Source organism: Crossiella cryophila (genome assembly GCF_014204915.1).
GTDB classification, from domain to species: domain Bacteria; phylum Actinomycetota; class Actinomycetes; order Mycobacteriales; family Pseudonocardiaceae; genus Crossiella; species Crossiella cryophila.
In genome coordinates this window covers 6,593,954-6,616,203 of sequence record NZ_JACHMH010000001.1, presented here as the reverse complement: position 1 = coordinate 6,616,203, position 22,250 = coordinate 6,593,954, and the positions used below count along the sequence as shown (strand labels likewise).

The following is a 22,250-nucleotide window of genomic DNA, read 5'->3' as shown; positions in this document are numbered from 1 at the left end:
CCAGGCAAGATCGGAATTGTCGGTGGTCGCCGATAGGTTTGGGTTGTTCCCGCCGAGGTGGTGTGGAGACGGGTCGGCGCAAGGAGATGGTGCGTTGTCAGACTGGGAGAGGGCGAGTGTGGCGCGGGTGTTGGCGCCCGCGCGGCCGCGCAAACTCGCCAAGGTCCCGTTCGTCGAACTGGCGGACGGGCGGTTGCAGGGGGTGGTGTCCAGCGGGTCGGACATCGGCCGGGTCTACGTGTCATCGGTGGCGGCCGGGGACTACACCTTTTCGTGTAGCACCAACAACAACCGGCCCTGCGGCGGCGCGAACGGGGTGTTCTGCAACCACATCCACGCGCTGATCACCGAGTCGGTGCTGCAGTACGGCGCCGAGCGGGTGGCGCGCTACCTGCGGGTCGAGGTCGCCGAGGCCGACCTCGACGCCAACGCCCTTGCCTGGGGCATGAGCGGCACCCGGCCCACCCAGGGCGACAGCACAGCGGCGGCACTGGTGTTCAGCCGGTTCCTGCGCCACCTGGCCTACCTGGAACTGCCGGCGAGCACCGCGCCGGTGCCGGAACTGCACTGGTTCCCCACCACCAGGGCGGTGGCGTGATGCGGGCCGATCTGCTGGGGGACAACATCTCCGGGCTGGCGGAGGCGCTGGCCGCGGTGGACGCCGCCGACCGGGCACTGACCTCAGGGCTGCTGCGCCCGCAGGCCGCCGACCTGACCGAACTCGCCGAGGCCCTGCTGGGTTCGCCGCTGGCGGCCAGGGTGGCCGAGGCGGCGGAGAAGGCGGTGGCCGGTGCGGCGGGGGAGGAGCACTTCCTCGCACTGGCCGCCGCGCGGACCGCGCTGTGCGGTTCGGTGCACGACGCGCTGCTGGAGCGGGTGTCGGCGGCGACCGGACAGGTCATCGGTACCGAAGCCGATTCACTGTCCACTGTGGACGAAGTGCCGAATGTGCTGCTGGCGGCCCGATCCTGGCTGTCCGACCTGGTGCGGGCCGGGTGGCGGGGTATCGACCAGGACCTGGTTTCCGGGGCCGCGCCGGTCATCTCGGCCCTGCTGCCGGACCCGGCAGTGCGCCGCCTGGCCGTGCTGCTGGACGGTTTCGCGGCCGAACTCGGCGCCTCCTGCCCCGGCTCGGCGCTGGAGCGCGTCCCGGCCCGCCGCTGGGGTGACCTGTGGTCGCGGGCCATGCTGCTGACCGTTTCCGTTGCCACTCCGGCAATCGAGACTGTCTCCGGCAGGCTGCTGCCGCTCGGGGTGGACCTGCACGAGCACGCCACCGCCGCCCAGGCCCAGGTGCACGCCATCCTCGAACCCGCTGATGGCGGACCGGCCCGGCTGGTGCGGGCCAGCGTGTCCACGCCCAAGCCGGACACCGTGATCGGCGCCGGGATCTGGCAGCTGCTCCGGCCGCACCTGTCCCTGCTGGCGGCACTGGGCGAGGGCCGTTCGATGGACCTCACCGACATGCCGATCACCGCCGAGGGCGACCTCATCTGGCAGGACGAGCACGCCCGCACCGGCGAACCGGCCGACGCCTTCGTCACCGCGCGGGTGGCCCTGCCCACCGCGATCAGCACACCTGCCGCGCCCCTGGACCGGCACCCGGCCCGCCTGGCCGTCCCGGTGTTCCTGGAGGGCTACACCGTCGACCGCGCCGAGGACGCGCTGACCTTCACCGTCGCCGGGTATCCGTTGACCGTGGCCGCCGACCGCGTCCCGGCCGCCGGACCGCTCACCCCGGAGGCCGTCGCCGCCTCCACCGCCTGCCTCGGGCTGCTGCGCTGGGACGCCGGGGACTTCAGCCTCCAGCCACTGGCCGTGGAGACCCTCGCCCGCAAGAAAACCGTTGCCCTGCATGCCGGAGCCTGGGCCGGTGGCACCACGGACAAGGTCGGGGCCAAGGCGGAGAAGGCCGCCACCGACGCCACCGCGGTGCTGCGCGAGCGAGCCGGAAGGCTGTTGCGGAAATGACCCAGACGCACGAGAACCGCCGCCAGGTCCTGTACTGGCGACTGCTCGCCCGGCTCTTCGACCAGGAGGAGCAGGCCAGCCTGGAATCGGCCAGTCTGGCCGTGGTCGAGGACATCGGCCTGCCCCCGGCGCTGCTGGACCCGCAGGTCGCGATCGACTCGATCGTGCAACGGCACCCGGACCTGGCCGCGGAGTTCGACGGCCTGATGGTGCAGCCGGCCACGGATGAACGGGACGGCGCGGCCGAGGTGCGGCGGGCGGCACTGGTGTCCAAGGTGCTGCTCAACGTCTTCAACACCGGCACCGGCACGGTCAGCGCGGGCCAGCTCTCCCGCTGGCAGGCCGACGCGGGCTGGCTGGAACGGGCGCTGGGCTGCAAGCCGGGGGAGTTGCGCGGCAACCGTTCCGGCGGCCGCGGCGTCAGCCCGACCGGCACCGGCGGCGCGCCCGCACCCGACCTCGGCACGCTGCTGCCGGAGATCGGCCCGGAACTCGGTGCGCTGGAAGGCGATCTGGTCAAGCGCATGCACCTGCGCGAGGTGCTGGCCGACCCGGTGCTGGCCGCGCGGCTCACCCCGAGCATGTCGCTGATCGAACAACTGTTGCGGGACAAGGACAATCTCTCCGGGGTGGCGCTGGCCAACGCCAAGGCGCTGATCCGCCGGTTCGTGGACGAGGTCGCCGAGGTGCTGCGCACCCAGGTGCAGAAGGCCACCGTGGGCGCGCTGGACCGGTCGGTGCCGCCCAAGCGGGTCTTCCGCAACCTCGACCTGGACCGCACCATCTGGAAGAACCTGACCAACTGGAGCCCGGAGGAGGAGCGGCTCTACGTCGACCGCCTCTACTACCGGCACACCGCGCGCAAGACCACGCCACAGCGGCTGATCGCGGTGGTGGACCAGTCCGGTTCCATGGTCGACTCGATGGTCAACTGCACCATCCTGGCCTCCATCTTCGCTGGGCTGCCCAGGGTCGACGTGCACCTGATCGCCTACGACACCCAGGCACTGGACCTCACCCCATGGGTGGCCGACCCGTTCGAGACGTTGCTGCGCACCAATCTCGGCGGCGGCACCGACGGCACGGTGGCGATGGCGCTGGCCCAGCCCAAGATCGCCGAACCGCGCAACACCGTGGTGGTGTGGATCTCCGACTTCTACGAGTGGAACGGCGAGCAGCTCTTCGAGAGCATGGCCGCCGTGCACCGCTCCGGGGCCAAGTTCATCCCGGTGGGCTCGGTGACCAGCTCCGGCCGCGGCAGCGTGAACCCGTGGTTCCGGGAGCGGTTCAAGGACCTGGGCACCCCGGTGATCTCCGGCCACATCAGCAAGCTCGTGCACGAACTCAAGACTTTCCTGACTTCCTGAAAGGCACCACGATGTCCGACCTGTTGCGCGCACCGGCCGAACTCAAGTACGCGGAGGAGCTGGACTGGCTGGAGTCCGTCGACGACAGCCCCAAGCCGTTCTCCTGGCGGCTGTCCCCGAAGATGGTGCGCTTGTTCGTGCTGGGCGCCGAACGCGCCGACGGCCTGGACCGCCCGGTGGCCCAGAAGTGGTTCGGCGACCGCGGCATCGTCGAGCGGGCCATCGTCACCCTGGCCTCCGACCGCGGCCTGCTGCTCATCGGCGACCCCGGCACCGGCAAGAGCTGGCTGGCCGAACTGCTCGCCGCGGCCGTCTCCCGCAACTCCACCCTGGTCGTGCAGGGCACCGCCGGGACGACCGAGGACCAGATCAAGTACTCCTGGAACGTCTCCATGGTCATCGCCAAGGGCCAGTCCAGGGCGTCCATGATCCCCTCGCCGATCATGACCGCGATGGAGACCGGCCAGCTCGGCCGGTTCGAGGAGCTGACCCGCTCCACCAGCGACGTGCAGGACGCGCTGATCTCCATCCTGTCCGAGAAGTACATCTCCGTGCCCGAACTCGACAGCGACGGCATCGTCTTCGCCAAGCCCGGGTTCTCCATCATCGCCACCGCCAACAGCCGGGACCGCGGCGTCAACGACCTGTCCTCCGCGCTCAAGCGGCGGTTCAACTTCGTGCGCATCCCGGTGGTGACCAACAAGAAGAGCGAGACACAGATCGTCCGCTTCCGCACCGAGGAACTGTTGCGGCGGCACCAGATCGAGCTGGACGTGCCGCCCACCCTGCTGGACGTGCTGCTGCGCAGCTTCGCCGACCTGCGGGCCTCGGCGGCCGCGGCGGGCAGCGACGACGAGAAGCTGGAGTCCGCGCTGTCCACCGCCGAGCAGATCGGCGTGCTGGAGGACGCCATCCTGCACAGCAACTTCTTCGGCCAGCAGGCGCTGACCGCCCGCACCCTGGCCTCCTCACTGGTCGGCTCGCTGGCCCGGCGGGAGCCGGAGGACCTGGCCATCCTCAACAAGTACCTGCACGGCGTGGTCGAACCGCGCAGCAAGGACGAGGGCGGGGACTGGCCGGAGTTCCTGGAGGGCGGTCGGGACGCGATCGCCAGCCTCGCGTGAGCGGCGCGGAGGGCGGCGCCTTCGCCGCACTGCGCGGCCAGCTCAGCGGGGCCGCGGCCGAGTTCGCCGACGGACCCGGTGCGCTGGAAGGGATCCTGCTCGGCATCGTCGACGATGTGGACCGCGCGGTGCGCGAGCCACTGGAGATCTTCCCGGTCTGCCACCACTCCCCGGCCTCGGCCGTGGCGATGGCCCGGCGGCTGCGCGAGAAACAGCCCAAGGTGGTCTACCTGGAGCTGTGCGAGGACCTGGCCCCGCTGCTGACCGAACTGCGCAACTGCCGGCTTCCGGTGGCGGTGCAGGCATTCGCCACCGAGGTCGACGGCTTCTCGGCCGAGTGGGCGCCGCTGTCGGTGGTCGCGCCGATCACCGAGGCGTCCGCGGAGTACCAGGCCATCGCCTACGCCCTGGACACCCCTGGCGTGGAACTGGTCCTGGTCGACCGCTCCGCCGACCACGTCTTCCAGTGGGAGGAAAGGGAAACCCCCGCCCCCGACCCGGATGCCGCGCAGGCCGAGGAGGAAGCCGCGCTGCACGGCGACGCGATCGGCGTGGAGATCGGCGACCTGCGACCGCGCTTCGGCGAACTGGAGGAGCACCTGCTGCGGCACGGGCGGGTGCGGCACTGGTCGGAGTGGTGGCACCAGTACGTGGAACTGCCGCTGGGCGACAGCGACTACGACACCTACCGCCAGGTGATGCTGTTGATCGGCAGCCTGTTCCGGCGGCTGGCACCAGGTGATCCGCACCGGGTGCGGGTGGATGAGGACCGCGAGCGGTACATGTGGACCCGGATGCGGGAACATCTGGCCGCCACCGGTACGGATCCCGCCGACTGCCTCTACGTCTGCGGCGCCTTCCACGCGGCCAGCCGGGTCGAGGAGTTCGGCATCGAGGGCAGCGACGAGTTCGTGATCAGCCCGCCGAGTGCGAGCACCTGGCAGTACGGGCTGATCCCGTCCAGCCACGCCGCGATCGAGGCGCAGTTCGGTCTGGCCGCGGGTTCGGTGTCGATCGCGGCCACCGAATGGGCCAAGAACGTCAAGCGCACCAAGGTGCCCCAGTTCCAGCTCGACGGCCAGGTCGGTGGCAGCAAACGGAAGAAGCCCGCCGCCCTGCCAAACCCGGTGCCCGCCATCGACACCGCGGACCAGCTCACCGGGTTCCTGCAACGCCCGGCGGTGCTCGACGAGGTGGACCAGGCCGAGTTGCTGGGCTGGTCGGTGGAGATCGTCCGCGCGGCCCGCCGCAACGGCTACCTGGCCTCCACCGCGGACGCGATCTCGGTGTACGAGACCTCGATCCTGCTGGCCGGGATGCGTGATCGGGCGAAGCCGACGCCGTATGACTTCCAGGACGCGGCGGTCACCTGCATCGAGAAGGACGTGGTGCCGGGCAGGCGCGACGTGCGGCGCATCGTGGAGATCATGATGGGCGGCGACCGGATCGGCCAGGTCGGCTACGACGCGCTGCCGCCACTGGCCCGCGACGTGCACGACCGCCTGGCCCCGCTCAACCTCAAGCTGCAACAGCGTGGTGTGCAACGAGCCCTGCTCGACATCGCCGGTCAGCCCGAGCTGGAGCGGTGTTCGGATGTGCTGTGGATGCTGCGGTACCTGATGCCGCACGGCGCGGCCCGCCCGATCATGGGTCAGCGCAGCCTCGGCGAACGCCCGATCCAGGAGTCCTGGGACCTGGCCCTTGGCACCCACCAGCGGGCGCTGATCGAACTCGGCTACGAGGGCGTCAGCCTGGAACAGGTCCTGGAACAACGCCTGCGCCGCAACGCCTACCACCAACGGGCCACCGCGGCCGACGTCCTCGAAGCCGTCGAGGACGCCACGCTGTACCTGCGCAGCCACCGCCTGGCAGGGGAACTCGGCACCCGCGCGCTGGAGGTGCTGGCCACCGAACGCACCGTGGACGGCGCCCCCGACGTCCTGCGCCGGGTCCGCCGCCTGCTCTCCTACTACCGCACCAGCCAACCGGCCCTGCCGGCCTGGATCGAGTCCTTCGTCAAGACCGGCTACGCCCACTACTGCACCCTGCTGCCGACCGCCTTCACCGATGAGGACGCGGGCGTGGACCAGGTCGCGGCCATGCTCGGCTTCCTGTTCAGCATGGAGACCCTGGCCCTGTCCCTTGGCTGCGACCGCACCCAGCTCGAACTCGCCATCGCCCAGTCCCACCCGCGGGATCCGGCCAAGGTCGCCCTGCTGTGGGCCGCCCAGGTCCAGCTCGGCACCCTGTCCCGCGCCGAGCTGCGCACCCGCTGCGACGACCTGCTGGCCAACCCCCTGGTGCTGCCCGCCTACCCCCGCTACCTCAGCGGCTTCGTACACGCCCTGGAACCGGCTCCCGGCCTGGCCGACTTCGTGGTGGAGGCCATCTCCAACGCCTTCGCCCGCCTGCCCGACCACCTGCTGCTGCCCTGGCTGCCCACCCTGATCACCACCCTGCGCGCCCGCGGCAGCCAGCTCGTCCCGGTGCTGACCAGGGAAGCGGGCCGGATCTTCCCCGGCCGACTGTCCACACTGGACGAATGGGTGCCACCATGGCTCGCCCAACCGGAACCAGTCACCGTGCGGCGCTCGACGAGCGGCCACGGCACCCCGCTGCTGGCCGCACATCCCGCCGCCTGCGATGCGGTGGCGAGCCTGCTGGGCTGCGCGGATCCCTGGGAGACAACGGAGTCCGCCCCGGCGGGCGCGGAGTTGCTCAGCCGCCACCCGGACACGGCGATGGCGCTGGAGGAGGTGCTCGCCGCGTTGTGACCCTCAGCGGGTGAACAGCCGGGCCAGCCGGCCCCGGCGGGGTGCGAGCCAGTCGGCGATCCCGGCGACCACAGCCGGATCGACGTGCCGAGGCGACTCGTAGTCCGCCGGGGTCGACGGCCCGGCCCCGGCGAAGAACAGGTGATCATCGGCCTCATGTACCCGGATCACCACATCCGCCCGGTGAGCCAGCCCCGCCCGCCAGCGGGCGAGGTCCTCGGCCACGGTCACCTGGTAGTCCCGGCCACCCTGCAGGATGAGCATCGGCTTGTCCAAGGCGGCCGCGGTCGCGACCGGGTCGTACGCACGCAGATCCAGCCAGTACGACCCCGGCCACCCGAAGAGCAGTTCCGCCCCCGGCTCCTCCGCCGTCAGCCCAGGATCCTCGACCGCCGCCGCCTGCCGCGCGAACGACTCCACCATCCCCGCCATGCCCGGATCCAACTCGGCCAGATAACCCGCCACCCGCACGATCGCCCGCGGCAACGGCACCGTGTCCCCGGCCAGGATCACCAGCCCCGCCACCGAATCCTCAGCCGCGGCAACCCGAGGCGCCGCCTTCCCACCCCCACTGTGCCCCAGCACGAACACCCGCCCCGCATCCACCCCAGCCTGCCCCTGGAGCAGCCGAACCGCCGCCACCGCATGCGGCAGGTACTCCTCGACCATGGTGAACCCCGGCTCCGCCGCGACCCGCGGGTGCACGTGGTTGACCTTGTCGAAGCGCAGTACCGCGATCCCGCGACTGGCCAGTCCCCAGGCCAGATCCTTGAACGGCTTGTTCGGCCCGGTGGTCAGATCCCGGTCGAACGGCCCCGCGGTCAGCAACACCACCCCCGGAAACGGCCCGTCCCCACGCGGCAGCGTCACCGTGCCCGGCACGGCCAGAGCCCCGGAACCCACGGTGACCTCCCGCTCGGTGAACTTCCGCGTGGCGGCATGGCGTGGCGGCGTCCACTCCGCGACAGGCGGCGCGAGCACCAGATCATGCAGAACGCCGCTGTCGTCAACCGACAACACCACCGTCACCCCACCCCGGCCCCCCGTCACCGGCACCCGAACCTCGACCAGCCCAGCCACCACCGCCCCACGGACCGGTTCCCCCACCGTGACCGCTCCAAGCCGGGCAACCTGCCCCTCCCACCCCACCCGCAACGCGGGCGAGGGCGCGGCAGCCCGCAACCGAGGCGAGAACAACCCCTCAACCTCCCCGAACCGCCCCTCCCGCAACAACCCCACCACTGCCCCCGCGACCACCACCGGATCAGTCCCCATACCCAACCCCCAGTCCACCGTTCTCATCGTTTGCGAACGGTAGCACGACATGAGACCGTTGCCAGGTGGACACCCTGGAACTACTGGCCCACCCGGTCCGCCTGCGGATCGTGCACGCCATGAACGGCGGCCGCGAACTCACCACCGCCCAGCTCTGCACCCGCCTCCCCGACACCTCCAAAGCCATGGTCTACCGCCACGTGGACCTCCTGGCAGGCGCCGGAATCCTGGAGATCGCGGGCGAACGCCGAGTCCGCGGCGCGGTGGAACGCCGCTACCGGCTTCGCCACGACCGGGCGACCGTCGACGCCGAGGCGGTGGCGGCAGCGACCACCGAGGACCATCGCCGGGTGTTCGCCACCGCGATGGCGGTGCTGGTCGCGGAGTTCAACGCCTATCTGGATCGGGGGGACTCGGATCCGGCGGCGGATCTTGTGGGGTATCGGCAGCATGCGGTGTGGCTCAGCCGGGAGGAGCTGGCGGAGTTGATCGGGGAGTTGCGGCGGGTGCTGGTGCCCCGGTTGATGAACCAGCCGGGGCCGGAGCGTGCGCGCTACCTGCTGAGTCCGATCATGTTTCCGGTTGAGGCGCCGTCTGCCGAGACTGACTGAGACAACGATGGCGTGGGCTGGTCAGTTCGGCGCCGAGATGAGGACCCGCCGCTCTGCCTCGGTGAACGGTGGTGCGGGCAGCCCGCGTCGCCGTGGCCCCAGCAGTGCCCGTACCAGCACCCCGGGTCGCAGCGCCTGCCTCGGCGTTGCCGACAGGGTGAAGATGTCCAACTGGGCTGCTGACACCTGCTCGATGTGCATTCCCTTGGCCAGCAACCAGTCCTGGAAGCGGTAGCCCAGGCGGGCGGCCAGGCCGGGCCGGGGGCCGATGGTCTGGGCGAAGCGGAGGTCCTGGCCGGTGGCCATGGTCCAGGCGTTGTCGGAGGCCTGGGCGATCCTGCGCTGGATGAGCGGGGTGCGGGTGGGGCCGTGCTGGCGCAGCGTGTCGCGGAGGGCGAGGGCGGCCAGTGCGGCCACCGACATGCCGTGGCCGTAGATCGGGTTGAAGGTGGCGTAGGCGTCACCGAGGGCGACAAAGCCTTGCGGGGCCGGGCGGAGGCGGTCGAAGTGCCTGCGTCGGTTGGCGTGCGCGCGGAAGCCGAAGGCGGGGCCGACCGGGTCGGCGGCGGCGATCAGCTCGGCCAGGACCGGGTGCGGGAGGCTGGCGGCGAAGCTGGTGAAGCCCGCGTCGTCGATGCCGGGGTGGTCGCCGCCAGCGCCGGCCACCGTGACCGTCCAGAGGCCGTTCTCGATGGGGATCAGGGAGCCGCCGCGGCGGATGTCGGGGGTCAGGATCGGGCTGGTTTGCACGTTCACGCCGGGGAAGCTCGATCCCGCCGAGGCGGGGGCCCGGTAGAGCCTGGTGGCGTAGAAGATGCCGGGGTCCACTGTGGACTCCGGGACGGCGGGCAGGCCCAGTGCGGTCAGCCACTCGGCCGCGCCGGAGCCACGGCCGGTCGCGTCGATGATCAGGTCCGCGGTGAGTTCCCGGACCTCGCCGGTTGTCCGGTCGCGGAGCCTGGCGCCGGTGATCGCCGCTGCGGTGCCGGTCAGGGCGATCACGTCGGTGTTGGTGCTGGTGCTGATGTGCCGGTGCTCGCGCAGGCGGGCGCGCAGGGTGGATTCCAGCAGGGCGCGGCTGCAGCCGATGATGAACTGGGTGCCGGGGAAGCGCGGGAACCAGCCGCCGTCGGGGGACAGGGTGAGGTAGCGGCTGGGCATGTGGATCAGTTGCGCTCCGGCGGCCAGCAGGCTCTTCGTCATTCCCGGGACCAGCTCGTCGACCGCGCGGGCGCCGCCGGAGACCAGGACGTGGGTGTGCCGGGCGTGCGGTGCGCCTTTGCGGTGGTGCTGGCCTTCGGTGAAGTGGTCGCGGTCGACGATGGTGATCGACTCGGCGTGCGCGGCCAGTGCGAACGCGGCCAGGGTGCCGGCGATGCCGCCGCCGAGGATGAGGGCGTGTTCCAGTCGGGGCATCGGGGTGGAGGTCCTTCCGTGGGCCAGGCTGGGTGAGATCCAGCCTGGCCCACCGTGGCCCGCCCGCGGGGCGAAGCCGTGCTGGTTGAGCCGTCAGGGTGACGGCCGTTGCGGCTCCGGTTCCGGCACAACCGCCGCCCGGTGCCGCCGCCCCGTGTACCAGGCGATCGCCCCGCACAACAGCGCCAGCCCAGCCACCGCCAGCAGCACATCCGTCACCGAGGACACGATCAGCGCCAAGACCACCGGCCCGGTCAGGCCGCCCAGGCGGTTGAAGAAGGAGACGGTGCCGGTGGCGCGGCCGCGGCGGTGGGGGTCGGCCAGGTCGGCGGCGATGGGGAGGAAGACGGCGGCCATGGTGTTGACCGCGAACAGGGAGGCGGCCAGTACCGCGGCGGAGAGCCAGGAGACGGCGGCGGTGAGGCCGGAGGTGGTGAGGGCGAGGAGTAGGGCGGCGGTGCACAGGGCGAGGCGGACGGCCAGGGGGATGGGGCCGGTGCGGCGGTAGATCAGGGCGAGCAGGACCGCGCAGGGGACCATGAGCACGGCTACCGCGGTGAGCAGGGCGTTGGCGGTGGTGAGGGTGAGGCCGCTGGCCCTGGCCAGGGAGGGCACCCAGGTGGTGAGGCCGAAGGTGAGCAGGCCGACGGTGGCGGCGTAGAGCCACTGCAGGCGGGCGCCGAAGGCGGTGCGGGCGTGCAGCTGGGTGCGGGTTTCCGGGGTGGGCTGGGTTGGGGTGCGGTCGGGGACCAGGAAGGTGGCCAGGACCAGGAGCAGGCCGGTGGGGGCGCCGATCAGCCAGAGCACCCGCCAGCCGTAGGTGGGTTCCAGCCACAGCGCGGAGCCGGAGGCGATCAGGTAGCCGATGGCGGTGGCGACCATGGACAGGCCGGCCACCACCGGGCCGCGGGCGCCGCCGGGGAACAGGTCGGCGAGCATGGTGATCAGCAGCGGGGCCAGGCCGCCGACGGCGGTGCCCATCAGGAAGCACATCACCACGTTGCCGGTGAAGGTGGGCATGCAGCCGCACATGCTGGTCGCGGTGAAGGCGAGCACGGCGATCAGGTAGGAGTTGCGGCGGCCGATCCGTTCGGCCAGGCGGGTGAACAGCAGGGCGCCGGTGGCGGTGCCCGCCAGGCCGCCGACCGCGAGCAGGGACGCGGTCTGCGGGGTGATGCCGTACTCCAGCCGCATGCCGGGGATCACGAAGCCCAGGGTGGAGGTCTTGCTGATGTCGATGGCCAGTGCGGCGGTAGCGACCAGCGCGACCAGGGGTCTGCCGCGGGTTGTGGTGGCGGCGGGTGCGCGGGCGGTGCCCTGCCAGAGCGCGGCGGCCAGGGTGGCCAGGATGCCCGCGCCCGCCAGGAACATCTCCGGCATCTCGGCCAGTGGCATGCCGTGCAGGATGCTGTCGCCGGGGGCGGTCATGCCTGGCATGGACATGCCGGTGGTGTCCATCAGGAACGCGCGGAAGAACCCGACGATGGAACAGATGATGGTGGTCGCCGCACCGGCCACCATGATCGCTCGGTAGGGCCGCGTTGGCGGGGACAGCGCGACGGACATCCGGACCTCGCTCTCGCTGTTCGGCCTACTTCCTTGCCGGACAACGGTATGGCCGGGACCGGGGTTCGGCATCGCCCGTCCGCGCTAGTCCGGTTGCACCGAGAAACCGGTGGCGCGTCCGGAAAAAGCCTTGTCCGGCAACAAGTCCATTGTGGACAGTCGGGCGCGGTGCGCGGGCCGGGTGGGGTTGGTGGAATGCGGCAGGTGCGTAACGAACTGCTTGCGGTCCCATTCCGCGGTTAACAACGGTGTTGTCGGCGGGGACATCACCGGCAGCTGAATGGGTGCCGCGATCCTCTGCCCGATTGGTGACTTGATGACCATTTTCGCTGAGCACGTGCGCTGGTTGTGGCGACAGACCGCCGCGGCCGCGTTGCCGGACTTCCTGGTGACCGGCGGCGTGGATTCGGGCAAGTCGACATTCTTCCGCCACCTGGCCGAGACTCAGCCGCATTCGGCGAACCAGGTCGTCTACCGCTACTGGGACCTGCTCGCCGACCCATCGGCCCGCACCGCCGAGGGCTTCTGCGCCCTGCTCTCCCAACGATTACGGCTCAGTCGCTGGGTGACGCCGGGCACTGACCTGTTCGCGCAACTGCCCGGACTGCTGGCCGAGCACCACCCCGGGCAGCGGGTCACCCTGGTGCTCGACCACTGGGATCAGGCGCAGGAGAACTACGAGACCTGCGTGCACGTGGAAAAGCTGGAGAAACTGCACACACTGGTGCGGGAGCGGGCGCGGAATTCGGTCGGGGCCGGGCTTGGTCTCATTCTCCTCACCAGGTTCCCGACCACCGATTCCTTTGTCCGGCACGCCCGGCGCAGCCGCAACCCCGGCCTGGTGCGCATTTCCGGCGAGGTGGCCCGGCTGATCGCCGAGGTGGGCTCGTTCCCGCACCTGGACCGGGCCGCGGCGGAGACGCTGCTGGCGGAACTGGACTGTCCGGCCGAGGCCCGCGCCGCGGTGCTGGACGCCTGCGGTGGCTGGATCGGGCTGCTGCTGGCCGCGGTGCGTGAGCTGCGCGCGGGGGTGGCGCCGGCGGAGCTGGTGCCCGCGTTGCGGCAGGAGGTGGAGGACCTGCTGGACAAGAGCCTGCTCCCGTCGGTGGCCGCCAAGCACCGGATCGAGGGGGTGCGGGCCAGCTGGGAACTGGTGGTCCGGGAGATCGACCGCGGGGCGAACCCGCTGGCCGCCTTCGGGTTGCCCGCCGACCTGGGCGGCAATGGCAGGCCGCTGCCCGCCGCGCTGTGGGGTTTCCGGCCGCCCAGCCCGGTGCTGCTGGTCGACCTGGCGCACGTGGAGGCCGCGCTGGTGGCCGCCGGACTGCCGGAGGACCTGGTGCCAGGACAGGTGCGCGCGGTGGTGGAGAAGATCCGGGCCGAGCAGGACATCCCGCCGGACCGGGTGAAGTACCTGCGGGAGCCGCTGGAACCGGTCCGGGCCAGGGACATCCGCACCCGGGTGGTGGTGCTGTCCGGGCGGCCGCTGCGGGTGCTCGCCGCCCCGCACCCGCGCGAGGTGCTGGTGGCCGTGCCCGGCGCCAGCCTGCCAGGGGCGCGGGAGCGATTGCCGGATGGCTGGGCGTTGCGGGACAACGTGGTGCGCGAGGCAGGGGAGTGGGTATGAGGCACGAGTGGCGGCTACTGCGGCTCAGCCAGCGCGGCACGAGCAGGCTCGGACTCCGGTTCGGCGGCCCGCACCGCAGGTCCAACCTGACCGTGGTGCGGGTGTCCACCGACCACACCCAGCGCCGCATCACCATGATCAACACAACCGCGCCGGTGCTGGACGCCCTGGAAACGGTGGGCGAGCGGGGTGCGGTGGTCGACGCGACCGGACTCGGCGCCCTGCTCGCCGCCCTCACCCGGGAGTCCGAAGAGCCATCGGGCGCCTGCACGCTCGACTTCCGCACGGCCGAGACCGGCCTGCGGCGGGTTGAACTGACCCTCGCGGACGGCGAGGACCTGGTGATCACCGGCGGCCCGCTGACCGGACTGGCCGTACCCGAGGGCACCACCCTGATCCGGCTGACGGTGGATCGGCCGGGCCGGGGGCGTGAGGTGGCCGAGTACTGGCCAGGGCCCGCCGCATCCGCCACCGCCGCCACCGCACTGCGTGACCTGCTCGACCTGCTGGCCGTGCTGGGCTCCGGCGAGAACGCGTTGCCCGGCCTCGACTGGTCCGCCACCTTCGACCACGCCACCACGCGGCCCGCCGAGATCGTGCGCTGGCGGCCGCTGGCCGTGTTCCCATTGCACGGGCGCGGCGGCGCCTACCGCAACTCCACCCACGCGGTCCTGGTGAGCGGCCAGGACGACACCCGCCTGGTGCTCGCGGAAACCCTCAGCCCCAGCCTGGACGCCCTGGAATTCCTTGACGACCGGGCGGGGCCACGACTGCCCCTTGAGGGCACCGGGGACCTGCTCGGCACGCGCCTGGCCGCCCTGCCCGGCGACGGGTTGGCAGACCCGGCAATCTGGCAGGTCTCGGCGGGCGGCCGCACCCGGGCACTGCCGGTCACCGTCGCCGACGGGCACGTGAGCGTCGGCGACTGCGACGGCACCATCGACCTGCCCCCCGGCGAACCCCGCATCCAGCTCCGGCTCGCCGGCCCGGCCGGTCCGGCCCGGGTGCTGGAGTACTGGCCGGGCCGGGTCGAACCCGTTGCCCTGTACGAGGTTCTCACCCGGGTGCTGCGCCTGCTCGTGCACCGGGGCCATCAGGAACTCGACGGCATCCGGGTCCCGCGACCCGCACCGCGCGCACTGCGCCCGGACGCGGTGTCCATGACCGAGGCACTGCCCGCGACCCTGCGACTGGCGGCCGGACTGTGGACCGAGGCTCCGCCCACCGGGGCCGGGGCGCGCGAGGAGGCCAGCCAGTTCATCCAGCAAATGCTGATGGACCCGCACGATCCGGACCGGGCCCGCTGGGTGCTGCGGCACTACGCGCCGGAGATCGACGTGGTGACCGGCCGCCGCCAGGGCCGGACCGCGCTCGCCGCCCTGGCCGCGGAAAGCCTGCTGGCGCAGGCCTGCGACGGTGCGGAGGAACCCGGTGCCGACCGGGTGTTCGCCCGAGCACTGACCGCCTACCTGCGCGCGCACGTCGGCGAGAACGCCATCAACCGGCCGCGGATCACCTCGCGGGTCTGCAACCTCATGCACGAGTGGATCACCCGCCGCCCGCAGCGGCCCTATCCGCCGCGGTACTCCCTGGACGCCCGCACGGTCGGCACCACCGCGATCGAGCGGCTCAACGGCCTGGTGCGGCACGCGCCCTGGCTGGAGTACTACGTGAAAGCCCGCCCGATCAGCGGGATCGTGCGCCTCGAACTGAGTCCGGCGGAACTGCTGGCCCTGCTCGTGCTGGTGCGGCCGCGCACCAGTCACATCGGCACCGCCAACCAGACCGCCGCGGCCGCCAGCCAGCCCAACGCCTTCGCCAGCCTCGACCTCACCGCGCTGGCCTTCCGCTACGTGCTGCCGGACGGGCTGCTCGCCGCCATCGAGGAGCAGTCCTGGCTGGCCAACGACCTGGCCAGGGCCTGCGAACGGCTGTTCTTCGCCCCGCAGGAGGCATTGCGGGCGGTGCAGGTGCTCGCCCCGCTCGGCGAGATCGCCACACTGGTGGACACCCACGCCAAGGCCGCGGTCGCCGGTCGCTACTCCGGACTGGCCGACGCCGTGGTGCTGGTGGACCGGCCGCCGGGCCGGCCAGCGCGGCCGGTGGTGGTCAACACCAACCCGGTCGGCCGGATGCTCGCCGATCTGGGCGGGGTCACGGTGGAACTGGCCGAGTTCGCCCCGGACACCGCGCACGCCGCCGGGTACACCAGCCCGCCGGTGTGGCTGGAGGTGGTCGAGGGCGGGCGCACCGCGCTGACCGTCGGCGAGCAGACCCGCGAGATCGCACTGCCCGAGCGGACCCGGCTGGGGCCGAGTTCCACGCCCGGATCGGTGTGGGTGCACGACAACCTGTTCCGCGGCCGGGCCGATCAACTGGTCCGGCTGACCGGGGCCATGCGGCCCGACCGCCGCCCACGCACCCCGATCGCGATCTTCGGCCCACGCCGGGCCGGCAAGACCACCCTGGCCATGCACGCCTGCCGCCGCGGACTGGCCACCGGGCTGCTCACCGGGTTCATCCCGATCGACATGTTCGTCGACGTCGACGGCACCCGCCCGGACGGCTACGAACAACGCCTCGCGGCCTTGCTGGCCAACAGGTTCAGCGAACAGACGGGTCTGGCACCGGGCACGGACCAGCACGACCTGATCGCGGTGCTGACCGAGGCGGACCGGGCCCTGGCCGGACGCGGGACGGTGGCGGTGGTGCTGGACGAGTTCGACACCCTGCTGTCGGCGGCCGAGGGGTCCACCCTGCACCGGCTCGCGCTCCGGCTGGGCGGGCTGCGCTGGCAGAACCTCGCGCTGATCGCCACCGTGCAACGATTCCACCGCGACGCCGCGGACCTGTCCACCTGGGAGTTCGTCGAGTGCCCAGCCGACCTGTCCTGGCCGGACTGCGTCACCTACTTCTGCCCGCAGCTCGCCGATCCCGTGCGGTGGCAAGGAGATCCGCCGCTGCTGGACGCGCCGGTGGTGCTGCCGCGCGATGTCCGGGACGTGGTGGTGGCCAGACTCGGTCTGCGGCCGTACTTCTGGGGCAGGCTGCGCTCACAGCTGGAGAACTACCTGGCCGCGGAGAACGGATACGCGGTCACCAAACGCGATCTGGTGGACCACATCATCGACACCATGGTGGAGGCCGACCCGTTCCTCTGCCTGCCCGCCCAGGACACCGAGGGCGTCTCACTCGCGGAGTGCCGCCGCCGGGACCTGTACAGCGGGCCGGAGAAGCGGGTGCTGGCGCACTTCGCCCGCAACGGGGCCAAGGGCATGCCGGAGACCGAGGCGGCCGAACTCGGTGGGCCACAGGCGTTGCTGGACCTGCTCGACCGCGCGCACCTGCGCCGGGAGGCCAATCAGTACCGGCTGGCGGTGCCGTTGTTCGGCGAGTACCTGGTGCGCCACTCGTTGTACTTCGAGGCGTTCGGCCCGAACGGGCGGGGGATCGATGAGTTCTGAGCTGCGCGGGATGGTCGTCAGCGCCGAGCAGCTGAACCAGTTGCTGGACAAACTGGCGCTAGAGGGAGGCAGGGCCACCCTGACCGGACTGGACCTCACCGGAACCGTGTTCGAGGACCCGGTCTCCTTCGAGCAGTTCAGATTCAGCGGCACGACGACGTTGGACGGCACGAGATTCAACGGCGGACTCAACCTCCGGGGCGCGCTGTTCGAGGACGCGGTCCGCTGGCGTGGCGTCACCACCTCGACACTCACCCTCGACAAGGCTACTTTTCTTGGCAGCGCGGACATCGAGGTCACCGCCGAGCTGATAACCGCACATGACACGGTCTTCGTCGGCGGACTCACGCTGTCGTTGGACGGTGGTGACCTCGTCCTTGACGGCGCACAGCTGCACAAACCCAGCTCCCTCCACGCTGGCCCAGGAGCCCGCCCCGGACTGGGCTCGGTGACGGGCTTGGATGTGTCAACCCTAACCATCCAGGGTTTCGACCTGTCCCGCTGCACACTGGGCGCCGCCCGTAATCTTGACCGCATCCGCTTGCGGGACAATGTCTTCGGTCCGCCGCCCGGACGCTGGCGAACCCGGCGGCACATCATTGCAGAGGAAGCTCGCTGGCGGACCTGGCAGCAAGGACCCTCAGCGGTGCCGTCGGATGTGGCCGGGGTCTACCGCTCGCTCCGCAAAGCCCTGGAAGACGCCAAGGACGAACCTGGCGCAGCCGACTTCTACTTTGGCGAGATGGAGATGCGCCGGGCCGAGAAGCTTCGTGCCGCGAGGGAGGCTGGGGGTGGCAGCCGGATCCGGGCGGCGGCTGACTACCTGCTGATCTCGGCCTACTGGCTGCTTTCCGGCTACGGACTCCGGGCTGGCCGGGCGGTGGCCGCACTCGCGGTAGTGGTCGCCATCGGGACAATCCTGTTGGCCCTGCACGGTTTCCCCGATCCGGCACCCGCCGACCTCGCGCAGCGGTCAGTGCGACTGGCCGGGCAGTCCGTGCTCTCGCTGTTCTCGCCCCCGGCCCAGCCGCTCACCGGCACCGGCGAATGGGTGGTGCTGGGCCTGCGCTTCACCGGCCCGCTGCTGCTCGGGCTGGCGGTGCTCGCGGTCCGCAACAAGCTCAAACGCTGACCCTCACCCGGCAGGCACGTGCGCGGCGATCTCCAGCCGGGAATCCAGCCGCCACTTGCGCATCACCGATTCCAGGTGCTTGGCCACCACCTCGCGGGTGATGCCCAGCGCGGTGCTGATCTCGGCGTTGGACAGGCCGCGGGCGGCGTGCTGGGCCACGTCGCTCTCCAGGGTGCTCATGATCAGCGTGGGGACGGGGGCCGCTGGTTCCGGGGTGATGACGCCCAGGCGCGCCAGGGTGGTGCGGGCGCGCTGGATGTCCCAGTGCGCGCCCAGGGATCGGTAGGCGGACACGGCCTGGGCCAGCGCGTCGGTGGCCTCGGCGAGTTCTCCTTGGTGGGCCAGCAGGATCGCGGTCAGCTCGTGGCAGCCAGCGGTGGGCAGCGGGTGCTCGGCGGTGTCGAACCGGGTCGCGGCGGTGGTCAGCGGGGCCGGGTCGGCGGTCAGCACCGCGGCGAGCACCTCGGCGGCGGCCACGCTACTGGCGGTCTGGCGGCCGGCCTCGGTGCGCAGGCGGCGGGCCATCGGGGCCAGCGCGGCGGTGCGGCCGGTGGCCAGGGCCAGCCGGGCCAGGTCGGGGACGATGAAACCGAGGAAACGTTCGGGGAGTCGCGCCGCGGTGTCGAACAGGGCCAGCAGCCGGTCCACCGCCTCGCCGGGGCGGCCGTCGGCCTCGGCCAGCAGCGCGCCTGCCCAGTCGACCCAGTAGGCGAAGTGGTTGACCCCGCCTGCCACCACCGGCCTGAACTTGGCGAACTGGCTGCGGGCCCGGTCCACCTGGCCCTGGCGCAGCATCACCAGGGTGGCCAGGCCCAGCGCGGAGCGGGTGACGTTGAAGTGGTCGTCCTCGTAGAAGATCGCGTCGGTGGCCGCGGAGACCTCGGTCAGCGCGTCGTCCCACTCGCCGGTGCGGAAGCGCAGCTGGGCGGCCATCGAGTGGTACCAGGAGACCGGCGCGCCGGTGGTGGTGCCGACCGCGGCCAGGCCCTCGGCCAGCGCGGAGCGGGCCTCTGGCATGAGGTCGGTCTCGATGGCGGCCGCGGCCTTCACCACGACCAGCGTGATCGTGGTGAACGGGTCCACCGGCGCGGTGGCGATGGCGTGCAGGCCGCGGTCGATGGTGGCCACCGAGGCGGCCAGGTGCCCCCTGGTCAGCTCGATGCCGCCGATGAGGTGCATCAGGTAGACCACCGCGGTGTCGTCCCCGGCCTCGACCGCCTCCGGCAGCAGCAGCCGGGCCAGCTCCCACGCCTCCTGCTCGCGGCCGACCGAGTTCAGCGCGAGCCCCCGCATGCACTCCAGCCTGCGCCGCATCTGCGCCCCCGGCCGGGCCATGGCCAGGGACAGCTCGGCCTGCCGCAACGCCTCCACCGGCCGGCCGCTGAACAGCGAGGTCCGGGTGAGCAGGTAGGACAGCTCGGCCCGCGGATCCGGTTCCAGCACCACGGTCATCGCCTCGCGCACGGCCACATCGGCCTCCTCCAGCCTGCCCGACCACATCAGCGCGAGCGCCAGGTTGACCGCCAGCCGCTGGGTGAGCACCTCCGGCGCGCCGTGCACCGAACGGGCCCTGGACAGCAGATCGATGGCCAGCTGCGGACCGCGCATGATCACCTCCTTGGCGTTGTCGGCCAGCCAGCCCACGCAGGACAGGTCCAGCAGCGGACTGACCGCCAGGTGCGCCAGCACCCGCTCGGCCGGTCTGCCCAGATCCCGCAACAGGTGCGCGATCCGGTGGTGCAGCGCACCGGCCACCGCGGGGGACAGGCCCGAGAGGGTGGCCTGCCGGACCACGTCGTGCCGGAAGCCCACCTGACCGGGGCCGCCCTCGCGCAGCACTCCGGCGGTGACCGCCTTGGCGATGGCCGCGGCCAGCACCTGCTCCGGCAGATCGCACAACGCGGCCAGTTCGGCCAGCGCGCAGGTGTAGCCCAGGGCGGCGGCCGCGTCGAGCACGCCGCGGGCGGGCTGGGGCAGCAGCCGGAGCTGCCGGTCCACCACCGCCCGCAGCGAGGCGGGCAGCGTGCCGTCGGCCGCACCCAGCGGTTCCGCGGTGCCCTCGCCCACCAGCAGGTTGTCCGCCTGGGCCAGGCCACGCACCAGTTCGGTGGCGTACAACGGATTGCCCGCCGCGCGACCCAGCAGCGCACGCAGCCGCTCACCGGGTGCGGTGCCGAGCAGCCGTTCGGCAAGGGCGGCGATCGCCTGCTCGGTCAGCGGGGTCAGCTCCAGCAGCACCGCCCGGTCCCGCCGGGCCAGCTGCGCGAGCACCTCGGCCACCCGCTCGCGGCCGGGGCTGGGCCGGGCGGTGACCAGCAGGCCCAGCGGCATCAGCGCGCTGGCCCGGCCGAGCAGGTGCGTCACCAGCGCACTGGCCTCATCCGCCCACTGGAAGTCCTCCAGCACCACCAGCACCGGCGTGCGGGTGCACCACTTCTCCACCAGGGCCGAGATCAGGCCGGTCACCACGACCTCGATCTCGTGCCGGGAACTGCTCTTCAGCGTGGCCGCCCCGCGCCCGCGCAGGGTGTCCACGATCCGGGTCACCTCAGGGTCGGCGGACACCCCGGACAGCGCCAGCGCCGTGGAGATCGCGGCGAAGGGCAGGTCCTGTTCCACCCGCTCGGCTGCCCCGGCACACAGCCGCAACCCGGTCTCGGCCGCCTCGCGCAGCAGCGTCTCGGCGAGGGTGGACTTGCCGATGCCCGCCTCGCCGACCAGGCAGGCCACCCCGCCCCGGCCCGCGCCCAGCTCACGCAGGAAGGCCCGCAGCCGGGCCAGTTCCGCGTCCCGGCCGACCGGCCCGTCGACCGCCACCACCGCTGGGACCGGTGCGGCGGGCATCTCCGGCTGGACCGGCGGCACCGGCTCCGGTCGCAGCACCGACTCGAAGGCGATCCGCAGCAGCGGACTGGGATCCACCCCGAGTTCGGTGGACAGCTGCTGCCGCACCCGGTGGTAGGTGTGGATGGCGCGGGCCTGCTGACCGCTGTGGCTGTAGGCGATGATCTGCAACCGCACCAGGGATTCGCGGAACGGGTGCCGGGCCACGTCCGGGGTGAGCACGGCCAGGGCCTCGGCCGGGCGGTGCAGGTCCAGCAGCCGCTCGCCGAGCGCCTCCACCGTGGTCAGCCGCAGTTCGTCCAGGTCCTGGGCCAGCGCGTCCAGTGCGTCGGTGCGTGGCACGTCGGAGAGCGGGGCGCCGCGCCAGAGTTCCAGTGCCGAGGACAGGGTGCGCACCGCGGCCTCGCCCTGCTCGCCGCGGGCGGTCTCCAGCAGGGCGGTGAACCGGCTGTGGTCGGTCAGGTCGGCCGGGCCGAGCAGCACGTACCCGGCGCCCTCGGTGCGCAGCCGCACCGACGGGTCCAGCAGCTTGCGCAGCGCCCAGATGTGGGTCTGCAGCGCGGTCCTGGTGTTGGCGGGCGGGGTCTCGCCCCAGGCCGCGCGGACCAGCTGGCCGAACGGCACGATCCGGTTGAGGTGCACCCCGAGCAGCGCGAGCACCGCCCGGCGCTTGGGCGCGGTGACCTCGGCCCGCGCGCCGTTGTCGTCGAGCAGTTCCAGTGCGCCCAGCAACCGCAGGTACATCGTGCTCCGAATTCAGGGGGCCGCACTACGCGAGTGAACATACGCAGTCTGGCTGCCCGCCGACAATGTGACCTGGAGCCGGTAATGCCACTGCTTCGCACGATTGAACTTCTTGATCTAGGTAGCTTTGTCGCGGGCGGCTGCGCTATCGGGAAAGGAATCGGCGCTCACGCTCCGCCGCTCTCGTTTCACTCTACTTGGGCCAGTCGGGTGAGTTCTGTTTCCGCTGGTGGATTTTCCGCGTCCTGCCCGCCGTGCCAATGGGGAAGAGCGGGACGAGAGCGCGGCGGGAGCGTGGGCGGACAGGGTGAGGAGGTCGTTGTTCGCCCGAGTCC

13 protein-coding genes are annotated in these 22,250 nt (G+C 71.8%); 9 read left to right on the top strand and 4 right to left on the bottom strand.

Translation table 11 applies throughout. The features are described 5' to 3' along the window. Positions 1-94: 94 nt before the first annotated feature. Genes HNR67_RS28965 through HNR67_RS28945 form a run of 5 tightly spaced genes read left to right on the top strand, consistent with a single transcriptional unit; the run spans position 95 to position 7,236 of the window. A complete protein-coding gene (locus tag HNR67_RS28965) occupies positions 95-598 on the top strand; it encodes a hypothetical protein (RefSeq protein ID WP_185005348.1) in 504 nt (167 codons plus the stop codon). Beyond that, positions 568-1,971, top strand: a complete 1,404-nt coding sequence (locus tag HNR67_RS28960; protein ID WP_185011247.1) for a hypothetical protein — start codon at positions 568-570, stop codon at positions 1,969-1,971. The genes HNR67_RS28965 and HNR67_RS28960 overlap by 31 nt, the downstream gene beginning before the upstream one ends. Next, complete coding sequence (locus HNR67_RS28955) at positions 1,968-3,338, top strand: VWA domain-containing protein (protein WP_185005347.1); 1,371 nt, start codon at positions 1,968-1,970, stop codon at positions 3,336-3,338. Before HNR67_RS28960 ends, HNR67_RS28955 begins: the two co-directional genes overlap by 4 nt. An 11-nt stretch (positions 3,339-3,349) precedes the next feature. Beyond that, positions 3,350-4,462 carry an ATP-binding protein gene (locus tag HNR67_RS28950; RefSeq protein ID WP_185005346.1) on the top strand — a complete coding sequence of 371 codons (1,113 nt, stop codon included), beginning with the start codon at positions 3,350-3,352 and terminating at the stop codon, positions 4,460-4,462. Next, positions 4,459-7,236 (top strand): DUF5682 family protein, encoded by a 2,778-nt coding sequence (locus tag HNR67_RS28945; RefSeq protein WP_185005345.1) that lies wholly within the window; start codon positions 4,459-4,461, stop codon positions 7,234-7,236. The genes HNR67_RS28950 and HNR67_RS28945 overlap by 4 nt, the downstream gene beginning before the upstream one ends. 3 nt (positions 7,237-7,239) lie before the next feature. On the opposite strand, the gene HNR67_RS28940 is transcribed toward HNR67_RS28945, so the two are convergent. Next, positions 7,240-8,256 carry an alpha/beta hydrolase family protein gene (locus tag HNR67_RS28940; RefSeq protein WP_312988257.1) on the bottom strand — a complete coding sequence of 339 codons (1,017 nt, stop codon included), beginning with the start codon at positions 8,254-8,256 and terminating at the stop codon, positions 7,240-7,242. Positions 8,257-8,576: 320 nt separating this feature from the next. Here HNR67_RS28940 and HNR67_RS28935 point away from each other — a divergent pair, with 320 nt between their 5' ends. Beyond that, positions 8,577-9,122 carry a helix-turn-helix domain-containing protein gene (locus tag HNR67_RS28935; protein WP_185005343.1) on the top strand — a complete coding sequence of 182 codons (546 nt, stop codon included), beginning with the start codon at positions 8,577-8,579 and terminating at the stop codon, positions 9,120-9,122. Positions 9,123-9,143: 21 nt separating this feature from the next. Here HNR67_RS28935 and HNR67_RS28930 read toward each other — a convergent pair whose 3' ends face one another. Further along, positions 9,144-10,538 carry an NAD(P)/FAD-dependent oxidoreductase gene (locus HNR67_RS28930; RefSeq protein ID WP_185005342.1) on the bottom strand — a complete coding sequence of 465 codons (1,395 nt, stop codon included), beginning with the start codon at positions 10,536-10,538 and terminating at the stop codon, positions 9,144-9,146. A gap of 93 nt (positions 10,539-10,631) precedes the next feature. Continuing rightward, a complete protein-coding gene (locus HNR67_RS28925) occupies positions 10,632-12,104 on the bottom strand; it encodes an MFS transporter (RefSeq protein WP_246492616.1) in 1,473 nt (490 codons plus the stop codon). Positions 12,105-12,420: 316 nt separating this feature from the next. Between HNR67_RS28925 and HNR67_RS28920 the strand changes: the two genes are divergently transcribed. Genes HNR67_RS28920 through HNR67_RS28910 form a run of 3 tightly spaced genes read left to right on the top strand, consistent with a single transcriptional unit; the run spans position 12,421 to position 18,327 of the window. Then, positions 12,421-13,731 (top strand): hypothetical protein, encoded by a 1,311-nt coding sequence (locus tag HNR67_RS28920; protein WP_185005341.1) that lies wholly within the window; start codon positions 12,421-12,423, stop codon positions 13,729-13,731. Further along, positions 13,728-17,195 (top strand): ATP-binding protein, encoded by a 3,468-nt coding sequence (locus HNR67_RS28915; RefSeq protein ID WP_185005340.1) that lies wholly within the window; start codon positions 13,728-13,730, stop codon positions 17,193-17,195. The genes HNR67_RS28920 and HNR67_RS28915 overlap by 4 nt, the downstream gene beginning before the upstream one ends. 10 nt (positions 17,196-17,205) lie before the next feature. Continuing rightward, on the top strand, positions 17,206-18,327 hold the full coding sequence (locus HNR67_RS28910; RefSeq protein WP_185005339.1) for a pentapeptide repeat-containing protein: 1,122 nt from the start codon (positions 17,206-17,208) through the stop codon (positions 18,325-18,327). A gap of 3 nt (positions 18,328-18,330) precedes the next feature. Here HNR67_RS28910 and HNR67_RS28905 read toward each other — a convergent pair whose 3' ends face one another. Next, positions 18,331-21,915 (bottom strand): BTAD domain-containing putative transcriptional regulator, encoded by a 3,585-nt coding sequence (locus tag HNR67_RS28905; RefSeq protein ID WP_185005338.1) that lies wholly within the window; start codon positions 21,913-21,915, stop codon positions 18,331-18,333. Positions 21,916-22,250: the final 335 nt, after the last annotated feature.

What these genes read in the sequence shown, in the direction of transcription:
- HNR67_RS28955 (WP_185005347.1), top strand. Translation starts at nt 1,968, where the DNA reads ATGACCCAGACGCACGAGAACCGCCGCCAGGTCCTGTACTGGCGACTG.
- HNR67_RS28950 (WP_185005346.1), top strand. Translation starts at nt 3,350, where the DNA reads ATGTCCGACCTGTTGCGCGCACCGGCCGAACTCAAGTACGCGGAGGAG.
- HNR67_RS28930 (WP_185005342.1), bottom strand. Translation starts at nt 10,538, where the DNA reads ATGCCCCGACTGGAACACGCCCTCATCCTCGGCGGCGGCATCGCCGGC.
- HNR67_RS28925 (WP_246492616.1), bottom strand. Translation starts at nt 12,104, where the DNA reads ATGTCCGTCGCGCTGTCCCCGCCAACGCGGCCCTACCGAGCGATCATG.
- HNR67_RS28920 (WP_185005341.1), top strand. Translation starts at nt 12,421, where the DNA reads ATGACCATTTTCGCTGAGCACGTGCGCTGGTTGTGGCGACAGACCGCC.
- HNR67_RS28915 (WP_185005340.1), top strand. Translation starts at nt 13,728, where the DNA reads ATGAGGCACGAGTGGCGGCTACTGCGGCTCAGCCAGCGCGGCACGAGC.
- HNR67_RS28910 (WP_185005339.1), top strand. Translation starts at nt 17,206, where the DNA reads ATGGTCGTCAGCGCCGAGCAGCTGAACCAGTTGCTGGACAAACTGGCG.
- HNR67_RS28905 (WP_185005338.1), bottom strand. Translation starts at nt 21,915, where the DNA reads ATGTACCTGCGGTTGCTGGGCGCACTGGAACTGCTCGACGACAACGGC.